At 35.5% G+C, this 19,323-nt stretch carries 19 protein-coding genes and 1 riboswitch; of the genes, 17 read left to right on the forward strand and 2 right to left on the reverse strand.

Annotated features, from left to right (window positions below; genetic code table 11):
• The 7 genes from HMPREF0077_RS10805 to HMPREF0077_RS08350 all read left to right on the forward strand — a co-directional run.
• On the forward strand, window positions 1-2,341 hold a 2,341-nt coding region (locus HMPREF0077_RS10805; RefSeq protein ID WP_169304257.1), incomplete at its 5' end, for an FMN-binding protein.
• Between the two features lie 64 nt (window positions 2,342-2,405).
• On the forward strand, window positions 2,406-3,113 hold the full coding sequence (locus HMPREF0077_RS08325; RefSeq protein ID WP_004837569.1) for a ferric reductase-like transmembrane domain-containing protein: 708 nt from the start codon (window positions 2,406-2,408) through the stop codon (window positions 3,111-3,113).
• A 162-nt stretch (window positions 3,114-3,275) separates the two neighbouring features.
• Window positions 3,276-4,151: a D-alanyl-D-alanine carboxypeptidase family protein gene (locus HMPREF0077_RS08330; RefSeq protein ID WP_004837570.1), complete on the forward strand. Its 876-nt coding sequence runs from the start codon at window positions 3,276-3,278 to the stop codon at window positions 4,149-4,151.
• 56 nt (window positions 4,152-4,207) lie between these two features.
• On the forward strand, window positions 4,208-5,536 hold the full coding sequence (locus tag HMPREF0077_RS08335; RefSeq protein ID WP_004837571.1) for a C1 family peptidase: 1,329 nt from the start codon (window positions 4,208-4,210) through the stop codon (window positions 5,534-5,536).
• Window positions 5,537-5,622: 86 nt separating this feature from the next.
• Entirely contained in the window at window positions 5,623-6,573 is a 951-nt protein-coding gene (manA, locus tag HMPREF0077_RS08340) for a mannose-6-phosphate isomerase, class I (protein ID WP_004837573.1), read from the forward strand.
• 2 nt (window positions 6,574-6,575) lie between these two features.
• On the forward strand, window positions 6,576-7,871 hold the full coding sequence (locus tag HMPREF0077_RS08345; RefSeq protein WP_004837574.1) for a beta-N-acetylglucosaminidase domain-containing protein: 1,296 nt from the start codon (window positions 6,576-6,578) through the stop codon (window positions 7,869-7,871).
• A gap of 44 nt (window positions 7,872-7,915) precedes the next feature.
• Window positions 7,916-8,785: an ROK family protein gene (locus HMPREF0077_RS08350; protein ID WP_004837575.1), complete on the forward strand. Its 870-nt coding sequence runs from the start codon at window positions 7,916-7,918 to the stop codon at window positions 8,783-8,785.
• Between the two features lie 52 nt (window positions 8,786-8,837).
• Here HMPREF0077_RS08350 and HMPREF0077_RS08355 read toward each other — a convergent pair whose 3' ends face one another.
• Entirely contained in the window at window positions 8,838-10,280 is a 1,443-nt protein-coding gene (locus HMPREF0077_RS08355; RefSeq protein ID WP_004837576.1) for a nicotinate phosphoribosyltransferase, read from the reverse strand.
• Between the two features lie 120 nt (window positions 10,281-10,400).
• Here HMPREF0077_RS08355 and HMPREF0077_RS08360 point away from each other — a divergent pair, with 120 nt between their 5' ends.
• The gene (locus tag HMPREF0077_RS08360; protein ID WP_004837577.1) at window positions 10,401-11,051 is read left to right on the forward strand and encodes an HAD family hydrolase; all 651 of its coding nucleotides are present in this window, start codon (window positions 10,401-10,403) and stop codon (window positions 11,049-11,051) included.
• Complete coding sequence (locus HMPREF0077_RS08365) at window positions 11,051-11,533, forward strand: PTS sugar transporter subunit IIB (RefSeq protein ID WP_004837578.1); 483 nt, start codon at window positions 11,051-11,053, stop codon at window positions 11,531-11,533. The genes HMPREF0077_RS08360 and HMPREF0077_RS08365 overlap by 1 nt, the downstream gene beginning before the upstream one ends.
• Before the next feature lie 53 nt (window positions 11,534-11,586).
• Here the strand turns inward: HMPREF0077_RS08365 and HMPREF0077_RS08370 are convergent, their stop codons facing one another.
• A complete protein-coding gene (locus HMPREF0077_RS08370; RefSeq protein ID WP_004837579.1) occupies window positions 11,587-11,937 on the reverse strand; it encodes an SdpI family protein in 351 nt (116 codons plus the stop codon).
• 95 nt (window positions 11,938-12,032) lie between these two features.
• Here HMPREF0077_RS08370 and HMPREF0077_RS08375 point away from each other — a divergent pair, with 95 nt between their 5' ends.
• From HMPREF0077_RS08375 to HMPREF0077_RS08410, 8 genes are all read left to right on the forward strand, one after another.
• Window positions 12,033-13,166, forward strand: coding sequence for a glycosyltransferase (locus HMPREF0077_RS08375; RefSeq protein ID WP_004837580.1), 1,134 nt, complete (start codon window positions 12,033-12,035; stop codon window positions 13,164-13,166).
• Window positions 13,162-14,175 carry an LTA glycolipid anchor biosynthesis glycosyltransferase, IagA/BgsA family gene (locus HMPREF0077_RS08380; protein ID WP_040349660.1) on the forward strand — a complete coding sequence of 338 codons (1,014 nt, stop codon included), beginning with the start codon at window positions 13,162-13,164 and terminating at the stop codon, window positions 14,173-14,175. The genes HMPREF0077_RS08375 and HMPREF0077_RS08380 overlap by 5 nt, the downstream gene beginning before the upstream one ends.
• Window positions 14,159-14,851: a hypothetical protein gene (locus tag HMPREF0077_RS08385; RefSeq protein WP_004837582.1), complete on the forward strand. Its 693-nt coding sequence runs from the start codon at window positions 14,159-14,161 to the stop codon at window positions 14,849-14,851. The genes HMPREF0077_RS08380 and HMPREF0077_RS08385 overlap by 17 nt, the downstream gene beginning before the upstream one ends.
• Before the next feature lie 160 nt (window positions 14,852-15,011).
• On the forward strand, window positions 15,012-15,368 hold the full coding sequence (locus HMPREF0077_RS08390) for a DUF2089 domain-containing protein (protein WP_004837583.1): 357 nt from the start codon (window positions 15,012-15,014) through the stop codon (window positions 15,366-15,368).
• Window positions 15,361-16,413: a DUF4097 family beta strand repeat-containing protein gene (locus tag HMPREF0077_RS08395; protein WP_004837584.1), complete on the forward strand. Its 1,053-nt coding sequence runs from the start codon at window positions 15,361-15,363 to the stop codon at window positions 16,411-16,413. The genes HMPREF0077_RS08390 and HMPREF0077_RS08395 overlap by 8 nt, the downstream gene beginning before the upstream one ends.
• Window positions 16,414-16,586: 173 nt before the next feature.
• Complete coding sequence (locus tag HMPREF0077_RS08400) at window positions 16,587-17,708, forward strand: EpsG family protein (protein ID WP_004837585.1); 1,122 nt, start codon at window positions 16,587-16,589, stop codon at window positions 17,706-17,708.
• 11 nt (window positions 17,709-17,719) lie between these two features.
• Window positions 17,720-18,877 carry a YveK family protein gene (locus HMPREF0077_RS08405; protein ID WP_004837586.1) on the forward strand — a complete coding sequence of 386 codons (1,158 nt, stop codon included), beginning with the start codon at window positions 17,720-17,722 and terminating at the stop codon, window positions 18,875-18,877.
• Between the two features lie 70 nt (window positions 18,878-18,947).
• Complete coding sequence (locus HMPREF0077_RS08410; RefSeq protein WP_004837587.1) at window positions 18,948-19,190, forward strand: hypothetical protein; 243 nt, start codon at window positions 18,948-18,950, stop codon at window positions 19,188-19,190.
• Between the two features lie 30 nt (window positions 19,191-19,220).
• A riboswitch (TPP riboswitch) is annotated at window positions 19,221-19,311 on the forward strand.
• Window positions 19,312-19,323: the final 12 nt, after the last annotated feature.

Here is a 19,323-nt window from a genome sequence, read left to right on the forward strand (position 1 = left end):
AGGTCAAGGAGTAACTATCGAATACGTAGATGGCCTACCAGATGGTCTTGACTTTGTAGATGGAAGCATAACAGGTCTACTTTATAGCGAAGACAGCTTTGGCTCTATGAAAGAGTATCCAATTACCATTTATGGAAAGAAAGATGGTAAAGCTATAAAGAGAACTCTAAAGCTTACAGTCTACCAAGATAAGGATAGGGACGGAACATCTGCCATGGAAGAAGGCGAAGATGGAGATGTGATGTTCAATCCTGAATTTAAGGGAGAAACACGTAATGACCAATGCTTGACTGCTTTTATTGGTGGCGATGAACCAAGCATCGAAGATTACAAGAAGTTGTTCAAGAATATTCCAGATGATGGTTCTGTAACAATAGAAGTAGTAAAGAAACCTGATATGAATGCTAAGGATAAACAAACTATAGCAAGGCTTAAATTCACTTCAACTCATGTAGATGGAGTTTCCCACAAGTCCATAACTGTAAAATTAAAAGCGGCTAAAGCTAAACCAGATCCAAAAGATCAGTTGGAAAAAACTATAGATAGTCTAGCCATCAGATCAAAGCTTCTCAATGGAGAATTTATGGGCTACGGAGTAGGTTTTGATTTATCTAGAGGAAAGCTAAAGACAATAGTAGAAATAGACCATGGGGATATCAAGAATGTAACCTTTGTTGAAGGTAAGGGATATTCTGGTGACCAATATAGGACTATGTCATCAAAGGCTATCCCATATCTAGCTGGGGTTAATGGCAAGAAAAATGTCGCAATCCTAAGAGCTCACGAAAACTATGTAAACCAAATCATGGCAGTTGAAGATATGGATAAGAGAAAGAAGAAGGCCGAAGAACTCCTAGGTGAAAATTACGCCAAGAAAATTAAAGACCTAAGAAGACCAGAATTGATCTCACCAATAGTTAGAGAATTTATGGCTGGTACTATTGGAGGAGAAGGCAAAGAAATGCTAGATGCTGTTACAGGTGCAACCCTAACATCAGGAGGTCTTGGTCAATCAGTAGATAACGCCCTAAGAATGTCAGCTCATGATAAGGAAACTGGAAATGACATCAAAGAAATCAATATAATAGAACCAAGTGATGTAAATGGAATAACAGGTCAAAGAGTTCTAAAACAAGATAGATCAAAGGCCTTGGACCTAAGTCGCTTAAAACTTGAACTTGTACACAAAGACGGCAAAAAGGAAGTTGTTGAATACAAGGACTTCAAAGCTAAGGGCATAGAAATAAAAGACAGGGATACAGGCAAAACACTTGAAAACAATACTCGACTAACAAATGAAGAGATGAATCAAGCTATAATTGCTGATGTTACCCACAAGGGCTCAATGAGAAGCACAGACTTCGCTATCCAATTTGAAACATACAGCGATGACTATATAGTAGCCATGGAATATAAATTTGGTGATGGTAATTGGCAAGAATTAACAAGCCCAGCTATGTCTAAAGAAAATCCTAACAATGTTTCTTACAGGCAAACAATCAAAATCAACGATGCAAATCGTGGAAAAATCGCAAGCTTCAGACTCAAAACAAAATCTGGCAAGACCTATGACTACACTTGCACTAGCCCAATTAAAGACTATGACTTTAAATACACCTTCCTAAAGGGTAAAGATGTAGCAACAGACAATCCAAATGCTAACTTTGCTCTCTATATCACATTCGAAAAAGATGGAGCTTCAGAATCTAAACCAGGTGTAGAAAAACCAGATGATGAAAGCGGTGAAGGCTCAGATTATGAAATACCAAAAGATGCAAAGGAAGTAGGAGCTAGTGATATTAATGCGAATATAGCCGCATCTTACATTAATTATAAGGAAATAAGTCCTATAACAATTAATGCAGGTCAAGGAGTAACTATAGAAGATGTAGAAGGTCTACCAGAAGGTCTTGACTTTGCAGATGGTAGCATAAGTGGACAACTTTATAGCGAAGATAGCTTTGCCTCTATGAAAGAGTATCCAATTACCATTTATGGAAAGAAAGATGGTAAAGCTATCAAGAGAACTCTAAAGCTTACAGTCTACCAAGATAAGGATAGAGACGGAACATCTGCCATGGATGAAGGCGAAGATGGAGATGCGATGTTCAATCCAACTTGGAGTGCAAGGAAAATTGAGAAAAATGTCGGTGATCCTGCTCCAACTGTAGATGACTATATGAACTTAATCACAAACTTACCAGATGATGGAAGTGTATCAATAGAACCTCTATCAACTCCAAATATGCAAAGTAAAGGAAACTATAGGATAAGGATGAAGGTTAAGTCAAAAAACGTAGGAAAAGAATCCACAGTAACAATTTTAGTAGTTGTTTCTTAGAGAATATTAGCTGCAAGACTCATTTGGGGTCTTGCAGCAAAATTTTAAATAAAAAGGAGGAAAAATGAATTTAATTACAGGGCTGTTATTAAGTGGAATCTTTTTCTACTTAACTAGCGATATGTTAAAAAAATATAGCCTTGCCTTTTATGTTGGATTTTATGCTATGATCCTTCTTATGATTGGTATTAATGCCCTAGGCTATTATAAGAATTTATCTCCTATTGGAAAGTTTTATATAGACCTTTTCCAAAGGGGAGTTATATCGACTTCTATGTTCATAATAATAATGTTTATAGGGGTATTTACCAAGCACAACAAGCTAAGCAAGACATTTTTCACCATAAGAGGGGAGATGTCAATTATAGCTTGTCTTATGGCTTTGACCCACAATATTATTTTTGGGGTAGTTTACTTTGTTAATTTATTCAAAAAGCCATCATTTATGCCAGCACAAGTAAAGATTGCAGCAATTATAAGTTTGATTTTGATTTGCCTTATGATTCCGCTTTTTATTACATCTTTTAAGTGTGTAAGGAAAAAAATGAAGGCAAAAAGCTGGAAGAGATTGCAAAGATTAGCCTATCCTTTCTTTATCTTAATCTACATCCATGTTATGCTTCTATTTTCAATGAATGTAGAAAAGAACAGACTTTCTATCATAGTATATACTCTAGTTTATGTTTCTTATGTTGTTCTAAGACTAAGAAAATATATTATTTCTAGGCAAAAGCTAAGCGATAGAAAAGTCCTAGCCCAAGCTAGTGTTTAATAGAATATATAAGGCAGGGATTATCGACTAGCCATTAGCGATAATCCTTTTCTTATGGGAATTTTTACGAATAAATTCTTATTAAAGAGTTTATGAGGCGTATAATAAGTAGAAGACATAAATATTTGCCTAAGACTAAAATGTTAGAAAGAAGGTAGCTTAATGAAGAAAAAAATAGGGGTACTTGCCCTTGGTGTTTTAATAATTGTAGGGCTGGTATTTGGGAAAAAGTATTTATCGAATAAGGATGAGAGATTTCATGATGATAGTTTTACAAGCAAGGCAGTCTATATTTATAATTTGACCGACGATAAGGAGGTCTATGCTAAGAATGCTGATGAGCCCTTGCCCATGGCCTCCCTTACAAAAATAATGACAGCCTTAGTAAGTCTTGAGCATATTACAGACCTAGGGGCACTTGCTCCCATTGATTATGATGCCTATATGGATGCTGTTAATGCTAATGCTTCTATGGCAGGTTTTAGGGCTAATGAAACTACAACTTATAGGGATCTGCTTTATGGGACAATACTTGCCTCAGGGGCTGAGGCTTGCGACTCTTTGGCTATTAATGTCAGTGGGTCTGTTGATGATTTTGTAAGGCTAATGAATGATAAGGCAAAGGAGTTAAAGCTTACTAACACGTCTTATGCCAATGCTGATGGGATGGATGATGAAAAGAACTATCAATCAGCTAGGGATTGTGCCATGCTTATAAAAGCTTCTTTGGAAGATGGAAATTTTAGGGCGATTTTTACAAAGAAGGAGTTTCTATCAAGTCCAACTAACGAACATCCGGATGGACTTCATATAGCAAGTACAATTTTTAGTCACCTTAAAGACTATGACGAAAATGGCTTTGAAATTATTGGTGGCAAAAGTGGGACTACTGATAATGCTGGCCTTTGCTGGGCGACACTAGCTAAGAAAGATGGCAAGGAATATATAGTAGTCGTAATGGGAGTAGCCTTTACTAATATAGACGACCTTCCAGATGGTCACATAAGAGAAACTTTATCTTATTTGGAAAAAATCTAACTAATAATAACTATCAATTATTCTTCTTTTAGGTAAAATAATATGGAGGTGAAAAAATGATTAATAAAGAAAAATTTAAAGACTTAGATAAGAAATTTTATGCCGACAGGGCCAATGTTATAGGTCAAAGTGCAGTTACAAGAAATGGTATTACAGAATCTGTCCTAGATCCTGATGTAATCAAAGATATGCGTCACTCATTTTCACTTGAGCTAAAGCAAGGGGAAATTACAGATCAAAAGCAATCTGGTCGTTGTTGGATGTTTTCTGCCCTAAATACTATGAGATATAGGATTATAAAAGACTATAAGCTAGAAACCTTTGAGCTTTCTCAAGCCTATCCTTTATTTTTTGATAAGCTAGAAAAGAGCAACTATTTTCTAGAATCAATTATCAAAACCTTGGATGAGGACCTCCAAGGAAGACTTGTAAAACATATCCTTGCTGATCCTTTGGGAGATGGTGGTCAATGGGATATGTTTGTAAATTTGGTTAACAAATATGGAGTTGTTCCAAAATACGCCATGCCTGAAGTAAATGCTTCATCATCTACAAGGGAAATGGACTCCTATCTTACAAAGATGTTGAGGTCTTTTGCCAAAGATTTGAGAAAGGCTCACCAAGAGGGAAAAAGCCTAGAAGAATTAGAAAAGATGAAAGATGGCTTTAATGAGGATATATATAGGGCTCTAACTCTTATCCTTGGAACTCCACCAAAGACAATAGACTTTGAAGCTAGGGATAAGGATGACAATTATATCTGCGATAAGAACCTAAGCCCTAAGGAATTTTTCGATAAATATGTGAAGATGAACATAGATGATTTCGTATCCCTAATCAATGCCCCAACAGCTGATAAGCCATTTAATGAAACCTTCACAGTTGATTATCTCGGCAATGTTTGCGAAGGTAAGCCTGTTAAATACCTAAACCTTCCTATTGATGAGTTAAAAAAAGCAGCTATCAGACAACTTGAAGATGGATATCCTGTATGGATGGGTTGTGATGTTGGCCAAAGCTTTGTAAGAAAAGAAGGAATCCTATCAACCAAGGCCTTCAAGCTAGAAGAGTTATTCGGTCTAGACTTTGCTATGACCAAGGAAGATAGACTAGATTATTCAGAAAGTCTTATGACTCACGCTATGGTCTTTACTGGAGTTGACCTTGATGATGAGGGTAATCCTATAAGATGGAAAATAGAAAACTCTTGGGGAGATCGTGCAGGCAACAAGGGCTATCTCGTAATGAGCGATGAGTGGTTTAATGAATATATGTATCAAATAGCTGTTGATAAGAAATATCTAACCGATGATCAAAAAAAGGCTTGGGAGAAAGAACCAATCCACCTAAAACCATGGGATCCTATGGGCTCTCTTGCTAAATAGAAATCTTGGACCTTCGGGTCCTTTTTCTTTTACTTTTTTTAAGATTTATAATAATATAGAAGTAAGAAAGAGTAAGGAGGGAATTGATGGAAAAAATTCTATTTTTGGAAGGTAAATTCAGAGAAAAAATCTGGGGAGGAAGTACGCTTAGACAGTTTTATGAAATCCCATCAGATAAGACGGGAGAGTATTGGGCTATATCGGCTATGGGAGATATGAGTTCTGTAATTAAAAATGGGCAATTCAAAGGTGAAAGCTTAGAAGAGGTCTATAAAAATCACAAGGAGCTTTTTGGAAATCCTAAGGAAGAAACTTTCCCCCTCCTAGTAAAGATAATAGATGCCAATGACGACTTATCCATCCAAGTTCATCCAGATGATGAAATGGCCCAAAGGCTTGAAAATTCTAGGGGAAAGACCGAATGTTGGTATATCTTAAATGAAAAAGCTGCTTCAATAATCTATGGGCTAAAGACAAGGGATAAGAATCTTGCTTTAAAATTAATTGATGAGAGAAGATGGAAAGACCTACTTAGGGAAGTTCCTACAAAAAAGGGAAACTTTTTCTTTGTTAAGGCGGGCACTGTCCATGCTATAAAAAAGGGCTCCTTAATTCTTGAAATCCAACAGGCCAGTGATTTGACTTATAGGCTTTATGATTATGATAGGACAGATAAGGATGGCTTGCTAAGAGAGCTTCACCTAGATAAGGCCAAAGAAGCAATAAAGATAAATGAAAATGACACTGAGATTAAATCCTTCAGCCAAGCTAATATGAGGGGAAGGATTTTGACGGAAAATGAGTATTTTTCTGTTCTTGAATACAAGCTTAGGGGAAAAAATAAGTTCATTAAGGATAAGCCTTATAGTCTTTTTAGTCTCGTAGATGGAAAAGGAGAAATATATATAGATGGCAGGTTTTATGGGATAAAAAAGGGTGATTTTTTTATACTTAGCAAATTTTGCGATAAATTTGAAATCAAAGGAGAACTTAGCCTTATAGAGTCCTATCCGACTACTTTATTGGAAGAGGAGTAATTATGCTAGAAAAAAGAGGAGTTATTGAAGGCTTCTATGGGATTCCATGGAGCTTTGAAGAAAGAATGTCGATGATAGAATTTCTTTCTGCCATCGGAATGAATCAGTACGTCTATGCGCCAAAGGATGATCCCTACCACAATATTAAATGGAGAGAAGCTTATCCGGATGATAAATTAGCTGAGATTAGTAAACTTGAAAGCCTTTCCGAGAAAAAAGGCATAGACTTCGTTTGGGCAATTCATCCTGGACAAAACTTGATTGATTTTAACTTTTATGAAGAAGAAATGGCGAGGCTTTTTGCCAAATATGATAGCCTTCATGAGGCTGGTGTAAAATCTTTTGCTCTTTGTATGGATGATATTGACAGGGATCTTGCCTATGAACAAAGATATGAACATTTAAGAATGGTTAAGGATATCCTAAAACATATAGAATCTTTTGAAAATAAGAACTTGCTTTTTGTCCATCCTTGGTATAACGGCGCTTGGACTGATGAAAAGGGAGAAGAATATCATAAGATTTTTAGGGACTTGGACAATTTATCTATAATGTGGACAGGTTCTCATGTAGTAGTTCCTCTTTCTAGGTCATCTAACGATAGTTTTATGAAATTAAGTGGAAAGAAGGCAAATATTTGGTTTAACTGGCCAGTCAATGATTATCTAAGAGATCAAATTTTTATGGAGGTCTTTGAGTTTTATGATTCGACCGACCTAAATTGTGAATCAATCCTATCTAATCCTATGAATCAAGCAGAGTTAAGCAAGCTTGAAATTTATCAAATAGGGGATTTTATAAAAGATCCAGAAGGCTATGAGCCTAGGCAATCTTTCAAAAAAGCCCTTTCCTACCTAGATAAGGCCGTTTGCCATGAGCTTTTTATAATTGCGGACTCCTTTTTTGGCTCAGGCGTCTACGATAAGTTTGAAGGTAAAAAATATTTAGAAGATGCACAAATCAACGAAGCCTACAAAAAAGGAGATTTTGAAAAGTTGAAGGCCTTACTTGATAGAAAGCTTGCTGCTATAGATTCTTATTATAAAAATTATACAAATCAGAGTCTATTTAGGGAGGTTGATTGCTTCTTTACAGCCCTAAGCTACTTATTAAAGGCGGTAAGATTAGCAATTGATGAAGATTTTCTTGTGGCAAGAGAGTTTTATGATAAAAGTTTGGCTTGTAAGATTTCAGTTCTTAAAGAATCAAGCCCAGATAGCTATGAGCAAATAGGGGTTAAGACTTCTAGGGTTTTGGAAGGAATCTATGAGGCTTTAAGCCAGAAGCATCCCTCATAATAACTTATTATGATTTTAGATCGCAAGGATAAAAAGGAGAAAGCATGTACGGATCAATTGAATTAGGCGGAACGAAAATTAGATGTGCAGTGTTAGATGACTTGGGTAATATTGTAAAAGAAATTAGGATCAAGACAGGAAATCCAGAAGAAAATATGAAGGAAGTTGTGGAATTTTTAGGGCAAAATCCTGTAAAAAGTATAGGCATAGGAGCCTTCGGCCCTATAGATGTGGATAAAGAGTCAAAGACCTACGGTTATGTCTTGGAAACTCCTAAAAAACTTTGGAGAAATTTTGATCTCTTGGGTTCAATCAAAAAGGAAATAGACCTTCCTATGGGCTTTACAACGGATGTTGGGGCAAGTGGAATAGGCGAATATGAGTACGGAGCAGCTAAGGATAAGAGATCTTCTGTTTATATAACAATAGGTACTGGCGTAGGTGGATCTTATATCCAAGATGGTATCTTGCTTCAAGGCTTCTCTCATCCAGAGATGGGCCATATAGAAATCGCAAGAGAAAAAGATGATGAAGTTGAAAGCTTCTGCGACTTCCACGATTCTTGCTTTGAAGGACTTTGTGCAGGGCCAGCCCTCGAACTAAGGGCAGGGGATAGGGGAGAAAATCTAGATAAGGACGATCCAGCCTTTGATATCCTCGCCAAATATATAGCCAAGGGACTAATGAGTATAACTATGATTCTAAGACCTCATATAATTATAATAGGAGGAGGAGTTGCCAATAAGGAAGGCATGATTGAAAAAATAAGACGTGAATTTGATAAGCTAGACAATAAATATATAGATATCCCTAGGGCGGATGACTATATAGTTTTCCCAGAGTTAGGCAATGAAGCAGGCCTAATAGGTGGCTATGTTTTAGCTAAGGAAGCCTTAAAGGAAGCTAGCAATTAAATTAAGCATGAAAAAGGAGCTTGTGTAAGACCTACATAAGCTCCGATTTTTTTTATTTTCTTTTTGCTTCAAGTATTAAGTTTTGTTTTAAGTTCCAGAGTTCTTGGGAAAGGTCGACATAGTAGTTGTGAGGTTGGTCGAATCTTTTAACCTCATCCCAAAGGCTAGCTACTTCGGCTTTGGAGTAGGTCGCTATTTCATCAAGACTTGGATTTTCGTATATCAACTTACCAGCTTCGAAAACTTTTACCTGCATCTTGCGGGCTGTGTAGTCTTCCATTCTCTTCATCTTCCAAGTAAAGAGAGGATCAAAGATTACCATTGGCTTTGAGTCATCGACTATTTCATGGTCAAGGGCTATATAATCAGCTTCAGCCTTGCCAGTTTTTTTGTCATAGAGCCTGTAAACTCTCTTTTCGCCTGGGGTTGTAATTTTTTCTACATTCTCAGAAACCTTGATCTTTGCTTGGATATTTCCATCGACTTCTATTCCAACAAGCTTATAAACTCCACCAAAGACTGGGTCTGACTTGGCAGTTATTAGTCTTTCGCCTATACCGAAAGAGTCGATTCTTGCTCCTTGGGAAAGGAGGGATTCGATTTTAAATTCATCTAGGGAGTTACTTGCTACGATTTTGGCATCAGTAAAGCCATTTTCATCCAAGATTTTTCTAATTTCCTTAGATAGGTAGGCCAAGTCGCCTGAATCTATTCTAACTCCTCCAGAAATTCCCTTTGGCACAAGCTCTTCTCTAAAGACTCTCATGGCATTAGGAAGACCTGAGTGAAGGGTATCGTAGGTATCTATTAGAAGGATACAATTGTTTGGATAGGCTTTAGCATAAGTCTTAAAGGCTTCGTACTCACTAGGGAAGGCTTGAATCCAAGAGTGGGCCATAGTTCCTCCAGCCTTAAAGTTGTATTTTTTGGCTGAGTAAGTGTTACTTGTAATAGGTGCTCCACCAATATAGGCTGCTCTTGCTCCATTAATAGAAGCGTCAGCCCCTTGGGCACGTCTTGCACCAAATTCCATAACTAATCTATTTCCTGCTGCCCTTACAATTCTATTTGTCTTTGTAGCAACTAGGGAATTGAAGTTCATTGATAGGAGTAGATAAGTTTCTAATATGGAACATTCGATAATTGGAGCTTTGACAGTAACTATAGGCTCGTTTGGAAACATAACAGATCCTTCAGGGAAGGCCCAAATATCACCTGTGAATTTGAAATTTCTCAAATATTCAAGAAAGCCCTCGGAAAAATCTGAGTTTTCTCTAAAATACTCGATATCCTCATCACTAAAGCTTAGGTTTTTGACATAAGATATTATGTCATTTAGTCCAGCAAAAATCGAAAAACCTGCGCCATCTGGATTATTCCTGTAATAGGCATCGAATACTGCTGTGGTATCTTTCATACCATTATTAAAATAAGCGTTTGCCATAGTAAATTCATAAAAATCACTAAGCAGACTTAAATTTCTATATTCTTTCATAATCTCCTCGATTTAATTTACTTTATTCTATTATACCCAATCGGCAAATGAATAGAAATTTTTATAACAAAATCAATAAAAAACAGGTAGAGTGATAGAGAAGAGAGACGAGGAGAGATTATGTATATATTTGATATAGACGGAACTTTGTTAAATACAATAGAGTCAATAAATTTTTATATAAACAAGACTTTAGAAAAATATAAGCTAGGAGAAATTTCCAAGACTAAGGTTAGGGAGTTTGTCGGAAATGGGCCAGTTGTTTTGATAGAAAAAACCTTGGATTTTGTTGGGGCAGACAATAATCCTTCCTACAGAAAAGAAATCTTGGATTTCTACAACAAGGCCTATGACGATGATCCGACCTACCTATTAAAGCCTTATGATGGAATTAGGGAAAGCTTAGATGCCATCAAAAAAAGAGGAGAAATTATAACTTGCTTTTCCAACAAGCCAGATTCAACCTCCAATAAGGTTATAAAGGCTGTTTTTGGTAAAGATTACTTTGATTTTATTTTAGGCTATAAGGAAAGTTACAAGAGAAAACCATCGGCTGAGGGAATTATTATTATAAAGGAAAGATTTGGAGTAGATTTTTCTGATATCCTTTATTTTGGTGATAGTGAAGTCGATATGAAATGCGGTAAAAACGCTGGGATATTTACAATAGGATGTGCTTGGGGTTTTAGAGATAAGGCAATACTTATGAAGGAGAAGCCAAATCTTATTATAGATGATCCGAGTGAAATAAAAGATATAAGGAGGATGTAGTGGGTAAAGTCAAGCTTTGTAGGATAGATTCACGCCTATCCCATGGCAAGGTCGTAGAAGTTTGGTCTAAGGAACTTGATACAAAAACTGTAATAATAGCCAATGATGAAGTAAGCTTGGATGATTTTAGAAAAAAAGTCATGGACCTTACCATACCTGAAGGAATTTCTGCCTTTTATTTAAAGGTGGGCGAGGTAGGATCTTTTCTTAAAAATTACGACGAGGATGTCTTTCTCATAGTAGATAGTGCCAGCGATTTGGAAAAAATCAGCCAAGAAAATATAGAAATTCCAGAAGTAAACATAGGCATAATTCACATGGCCATAGGAAAAAAGGCCCTTACTGATCAAGTAGCAGTAGATGATAAAGATTTGAAAATTTTCGAGGACTTTTCTAAAAGGGGAGCAGATGTATATGTAAGGCTTAGTCCCTACTCCCAAAAAATGGAAATTAATTCCTTGTTTGATAAAATTGATAAATAAAAAAAGAAACCGAGAACATAAGCCTATGTTTTCGGTTTTTAAGTAAAAGTTACTTATTTATCTTTAAGGGAGAATTTCTTTCTCATCCAAAGCTTAACTATGGTGAATAATGAGATTAGATACAAGACCACAAGTCCTGTTATAAGGATGGCAAGATAGTTCCTGTTTGATCCGATGTATAGGCATAGGGGAAAAATTATAGCAAAAAATACAATTCCTAAAAGTATGGCTATTTTGCCAGCTAATTTATTGCCATAGGTCCAAGTCTTTTTTGAATAGCAGACTTCCCATACATGAAAACCGACAGTCATCTCTGGATAGGCTGAGTGGAAGTTTATAAGAAAAACTCCAATATAAATACTAAAAACAAAAAGTAGGGTATCGGTAATTATTAATGCTCCCATATTTCACCTCGCTAGCTTCTATTATACCAATCATAAATTATTAAACGAGTCTTTGTAAATTGTTTTATTTATGTTATCCTTATAAGGAGGTACTTATGAAAATATTAATCACTAGCGACTGGTACTATCCTGTTATCAATGGAGTAGTAAGGTCGGTTTTAAATTTAAAAGAATATTTAGAAAAACAGGGCCACGATGTTAAAATCTTGACTCTTTCTAATACTATAAAATCATATAGGTCAGGAAATATTTACTATATAGGAAGCCTATCAGCAAGAAAAATCTACCCCGAAGCAAGAGTAACTAATCTCTTATCAAAAACTTACATAAAAGAAATAAAAAAATGGGGACCTGATATAATTCACTCCCAATGTGAATTTTCGACTTTCATTATGGCAAAGACCCTAGCCTACGAATGTAAGATTCCTATAGTCCATACCTATCACACAATTTATGAGGATTACACCCATTATTTTATAGCAAGTAAGAGGATGGGCAAGAAGGCAGTCGCCCTTGCCAGCAAGAAGTTTTCTGATATGTGCAATGCAATCATAGCTCCAAGTGAGAAAACTTCTAACCTATTAAAGGAATATGGCATAAGTGAAGAAAAAATCTCTGTAGTTCCTACCGGTATCCATATACCAGAAATTATTAAGACTAATCCAAGAGAGCTTCTATCAATCGAAAAAGACGAGAAAATCCTCCTCTACTTGGGAAGGATTGGAGAAGAAAAAAACATAGAAGAGATTATCGACTACTACCAAAGACTAGCTGATCCTAAAATAAAACTCTATGTAGTTGGTGGAGGACCTCATCTTGATAAACTAAAAGAATTTGCTAGTGGCTTTGCTAAGGAAGTAAAATTTGTAGGCATGGTAAGCCCCGAGGATGTAAACAAATACTACCAAATGGCTGATGTTTTCGTATCAGGCTCAACTTCAGAAACCCAAGGCCTTACCTACTACGAAGCCCTTGCCAATGGAACAACAGCCCTTTGTAGGAAGGATGGGGCCCTCGATGGGGTGATAATTAATGGCTACAACGGTTATGTCTATGAGGACTTCCAAGGCTTTAATAGGAGCTTAGAAAAGATAATGGAAAATAAAGATTTTGAAAACTACCTATCCAAAAATGCCAGATCCTTCGCTATTGAGAAATTCTCGGTAGAGGCCTTTGGTCAAAAGTGTGAGAATATCTACAAGAAGGTAATAATTGAGTATGAGCATTAAAGTATTAATATATTCAAAAGACTATGACTTGGTCAAAGAAAGTGGAGTAGGCAAGGCTATTGACCATCAAATAGCTGCCCTAAAGAAAGTGGGATGTGACTTTACCTTAGATGAAAATGACGATTACGATCTTGTTCATATCAATACTGTCTTTCCTAAGTCCGTAGCTTTTGCCAAAAAAGCCCATAAAAAAGGCAAGAAAGTAATCTATCATGGCCATTCAACCATGGAAGACTTTAGAAATTCCTTTATTTTTTCTAATCAATTAGCTCCACTTTTCAAGAAGTGGTTAATCCACGCCTACAAGCAAGGAGACCTAATCCTTACGCCCAGTGAATATTCCAAAAATATCCTAGAAGGCTACAAGCTTGGCAAAAAAATCGAAGTAGTTTCCAATGGAATCGACCTAGATTTTTGGAAAAAGAAAGCTTGTGATAGGAAAATATTTTACGAAAAATATAAGCTTGATGATAAGAAAAAGTCGATTATATCGGTAGGCCTTCCTATAAAGAGAAAGGGGATTGATGATTTTATTAAAATCGCCCAAAGCCTTTCCCAATATGAATTTATCTGGTTTGGTAAGCTCGATAGGGCCTTGATGAGTCCTAATATCAAAAAGCTAATAGATCAAGCTCCTTCTAATGTAAAATTTCCAGGCTATGTAAATAGTGAAGATTTAAGACTTGCCTATAGTGGATCTGACCTTTATCTTTTTTTAACCCACGAAGAAACTGAGGGGATAGTCCTCTTGGAAGCCTTGGCAACTAGGGCAGACATTATAATTCGTGATATAGAAATTTTTAAGAAGGATTATGAGGATGGGATAAACATCTATAAGGCTAAAAACCTAGATGATTTTAGGGAAAAAATCATAGGTCTTTGCGAGGGTAAACTTAAATCACTAGGTGATTTAGCCTATGCCAAGGCAGAAGATAAATCTATAATAAATACAGGCAAAAGGCTTGTAGAAATCTATGAAAGGGTAATAAATAATGAGATCTATAGTTAAACTTTTAGCTTACATACTTGTAGCAATCCTTATTCCAAGCCTTGTTATGGGACTTGTAACTTTCCTAAAGGCAAGCGAGCTTGTAGTAATCATAAGCCAATTTATAATAATGCTTTTATTGGTAATCTCCTTTACCAAGTCTTTCGAGTTTATGAGAACTTATGAGCTAAGGACAAATCAGTTGATAAAACAGGCAAGAAGTATAGAGGAATTGAGAAGGCTTAGGGAAAAAAGACTTACTTATAAATCAAAGGCTATGGTTACAAGGGAAATCTTAAACAGAGGATTTTCCAAAGAAGAAGCAAATAATTTGAGAAAATACACCGACTCGGTTAACGATATGAAACATTATTTTTCAGCCTTAATCGCAAGCTCTTCTGGCAAAGAAAGAGAAGAAATTAAAATCAGAAGAGATAATTTTAACAAAAAATATGCAAATAGACATAGGATATATCCAGACTTTAAGGAAAATTTAAAGACAAGTATCAAATGGCTTGTCGCCTTTTTCCTACTCCTAGGACCTGTAAGCATAGGGAAAAAGAGCCTTTCAATGACTCCTTCTTTTTTGTATTTACTCTATCTTTTAGGTCTAGCTATGCTTTTGGCATTCATGATAAATGCAATAATCTGGCTTATAAGGACTACAACATCCTTTTGGGATAGGAAATATATTTGATGAAATTCGCAAGGAGACTTGTGGATTTTTATTTGCAAAACTCACACATCTGAAAGTTGTGATTGATATGTTAAATAATTTCGCCGTATATTTTAAAATATTCAAAGCTAACTTTACAAATATATAAGAACGAGTATAATTTTATCAAAAGGGAGGTCTTATGATTAATAAATGTCCAAATTGTGGTGATGAGATGGTTATCACCTCTTATAGATGCAATTCATGCTATACAGAAGTTACAGGCGAGTTTGAGATTGACAAATTTCAAAGATTAGATAAAGAAGATAAAGAATTTATTGAGTTATTTTTACAAAAAAGAGGTTCTATTAAGGATGTGGGAGAAGAAATAGGCATATCTTATCCTACAGTAAGAAATAGAATCGATAGAATAGTTTCTAAACTTGGGGGTAAGGTCGACAAGAAGGCTGGCAGGATTGATATACTCAATATGCTAGATAATGGTGAAATTACAGCTGAGAAGGCTAAGAGTCTATTAGAGGAGCTTAAAGATGAATGATGAAAAACAAATGATTTTAAATATGCTTAAAGAAGGAAAGATCACTGTTGAACAAGCTAGTGACTTACTAGGAGCTCTGGGATCAAATAAGAATAAGTCTGATAATCTTACTAACAAGATTACAGGAGCGGTTGATAGTATTATAAAAAAAGCAACTGATACTATCCAAGCCATTGATCTTGATCAAGCTTTGGATTTAAGCCAATTTAACTTTAAGGGCGAGTATAATACCCATAAGGAAATTAGGGTAGATGATGAGATTAAGACTATAGATATTGATATAGTAAATGGTGATATAGAAATTGACAAGTCAGATGATAATTCTTTAGTCATTAGGGCAGATGTTTGGGCAAAAAAGGCTGACCTTTCAGACTTCCTAAACGTAGAAGTAGCTGGTGATAAGCTATCAATTAACTTAAATGAAGCCTATAAGTTAATACAAGCTACTTGTGATTTAAAAATAAGCCTACCAGCTAGTAGCTATGATGATCTTTCTATTAACCAAGTTAACGGAAAAATCGAGATAGCAGATGTTGATTTTAATAATCTAGATCTAAATACTGTAAATGGTAGGATTCTTTTGATAAATACTAAGGCTTTTGTAAATGTTTCTAATGTCAATGGTAAGATAGATATTAAGAATGTGTTCGGTCCAATAGATATAAACAATGTCAACGGATCAATCTATGCCTACAATATAGGTGGAGATTATGCTGATATTTCCACAGTTAATGGTAATGTTAGGGTAGATGGTCTAGGATCTTCAAAATTAATTGCCAATTCTAATGCTGGAACTATTAGAGTTTTCAATATCAAAAGCACTAAGGAGATATCGCTAAAGTCTGGTTTTGGCAATATGGTAGTTGATACTAGCGATTTTGATGGAATAATTAGGGCTAATGTTGAAAGTAAGTCTATAAATATTACAGAAAAATTTGCCAACAAGATTCAAGATGGCAAGGGCTATGAAATTAGCACAAGTACAGAAGATCCTGATTTATCAATAAAGGTATCTTGTGACTTTGGTAGAGTTTCACTCAGATAAAGATACTTATAGACAAGTTATTAAACCCCAAAATCCAAAAGAAGGATGGAGGGGTTTTCGTTTGGGAAATTTTATTTTCTGATAAATTTGTGTATTTTTTTGTAAAATCCTATCACAAATTCTTTAGTCTTTGGGTCTTTTCATGTTATAATATATTCAAGAGAGAATATATTATGGGATTTGCCTTATTTACGACAATCGAGCTTCTTCTTTTTTTTATAAACAAGAGCATCGATTTTAAAAACAAAAAACAAATGAATATAGCCTGTGGAGTCATGTTCTTAATAATGTTCGTCTTTGCAGGCATAAGAGGTTCGGGCGATGGAGATTACTACAATTACTTGTGGTTTGCAAAAGACCTGGGGGATGACTATAGGAAGATTTTTGATTTTACTTATCCAGTAGAATTTGCCTTTAGGTTTTTTGCTGTTCTTATCAATATGCTTGGTATATCGAGGCAGTGGGTTATAGTTATAATGAATCTATGCTCGATTTTACCTATAGCCTACATCACCATCAAAGAATCAGCTGACCCCTTCCTTTCAGTTATAATATTTTTGCCTATCTTCATCCAATTTGATATGCAAACATCTAGGACTGCATCGGCAATTGGTCTTAGCATGCTGGCTTCTTTCTTCCTAGCTAAGAAGAAATATCTGAGGGCACTTTTCTTTTTTGCCTTTAGTGTAGCTTTTCACAAGTCGGCCCTTATAGTCCTACCCTTCCTCATCCTTATTAACTTTAGGATTGGTAACTTCATTAAGATATTTACCATGGGCTTTGCCTTGGTTACATCAGTATTTTCTATTGTTGTATTTAATATAGTAGGGGCTATAACAGCTGCTGTTGGCTTAGGGGTAATATCTAGCAAACTAAATACTTATGTATTCTCGGGAGGAATGTTTGCCTTTCCTATGAAATTTTATGACCCGAGGATAGTTTTTGCTATGATGTTATTTCTATTTTCGATCATGTATTTTTCTAAATATACTTTTGAGAAATACTCTCTCGTAGAGATAAGCTCTAAGGCTATTTGGTTTGGACTTATGGTACTGTTAATCTTTAGGTCATCAACTGCTGTTGCCTTTAGATTTGGCAATTTCTTTACAATCTATCAGTTGATATTTATACCGAAAATCATAAAAGAGGCGAAGCTAGATGATAAGTTGGGACTTTTCTTTATAGCTTTGGCTATAATAATCTTCATCTTGCCTTATGCAGGATTTTTGATGGCGAAAGCACCAACATATGACTTTTTCTTCAGCAATCTTAACGCACTTCATTCACTAAAATAAAAGAGGAACTTATGAGAAAAATTACTACAGAACAATTATTGAAATCGGCAAAAAGAAATATCTTACTAATCCTTATTCCAGCAATCTTGTTATTTGCTCTAGTTTTTTATAAGACAGTAATTAAGGAATATAAAAGTTATAAGTCAACAGCCATGCTCATGGTTACAGGTCAAAGTAAGGATCAAGCTATAAGCTATAACAATATAATTTTAAATGAGAAGCTTGCTAATATTTATAGCGGTTTTCTAGAATCAAGTGATCTTTATTCAGATGTAGGCAAAAAAATGGGAGGTGTCCTTACTCCTTCCGAAATTAAGGCTAATTTAGAATACGATGTAAACCCTCAAGGAGGGGTAATTAGTTTTACTTTTTCTGATACTAACGCAGATAGGGCTAAGGATTGTCTTACTTTGATTACAGAAGAATTTAGAAATTATGCCCTAAAACTTCTCAATATGGATAATATTAATTACCTACAAAAACCACAGCTTGAAAAATATTCTCTTACTAAGGGGATGATATTTTCTATGGCTGGTCTTTTTGCAGGCCTACTCTTGGGTATTCTTTTAAGCATCCTCAAAGAGATTTTATCAGATAGGATAAGGGATGAGAAAGATATAGAGGATATGGGTCTTAGAGTCTTGGGTAATATTTATGAAGATGAGAAGGCTTGTATATACACAACCAAGTCGACTATAAATCACCTAACAGAAAATGCTGTCATAGGTATAACTTCGATTAACCCTAAAAAATCGACCTATGATTTTTCAGAAAAACTTGCCCAAACTATGTCCACATCCCTAGGGCTTTGCTTGATTGATTCTATGGGCGAGAATAAAAATGTCGAAAAGAAATACCAATCTAGCGAAGAGGATGTCAAAATTTTAAGATATAAGGATATGGATTTTATTATTCTAAGGGAAAAATCTGATAGAATCCTCGACTCCTATGCCTTCGAAGAAAAGATTTTCGACCTAAAGAACACCTACAACTACGTTTTAATCAATGAATCTAGTCTTAGGGGGCTTGGACCAATCATAAGTTTAAGATATGAGGACTACAAGATTGTCGTAGTAAATGAGAATATATCTATGGAAAAATTAATTAGAAAAATCAAGGCCATAGAAGATATGGGTTGCAAAGTTTTAGGGGTGATTTACGATAAATAAGAAAATAATTGGCTTAGGACTGATAATTTTAAGCCTTACAGGATGTGCTAAGGATGAAGCCTACCAAAAAATGGATATAAAGATAAGAGAAAGGACTTATAGGGATGAAGACAATAGTTTTAGTCCAGAACTTTCTTATCTGATTACCGAGGATACTAAGATATATTCGGACAAGGACAAAAAATCAGCTGTCGATAAGCTGGATAAAGGCTCTATAGTGAAGATGATAGATCCAAGTGATAAAGATTTCGCCCTAGTAGATTACAATGGCAACATCGGTTTTGTAGAAAAAGATGTCCTCAAGGACTTTTGATTTGCAAATTCAGGAAAAAACAATATTATGAATATACACTAGGGGTGCCAAACAGTGGCTGAGAGAAGACCCTTAACCTGATCCAGGTAATGCTGGCGGAGGTAAGTGAATACCTCGCTAACATTCGTGTAAA

The sequence above is a fragment of the Anaerococcus tetradius ATCC 35098 genome (genome assembly GCF_000159095.1).
Classification (GTDB): domain Bacteria; phylum Bacillota; class Clostridia; order Tissierellales; family Peptoniphilaceae; genus Anaerococcus; species Anaerococcus tetradius.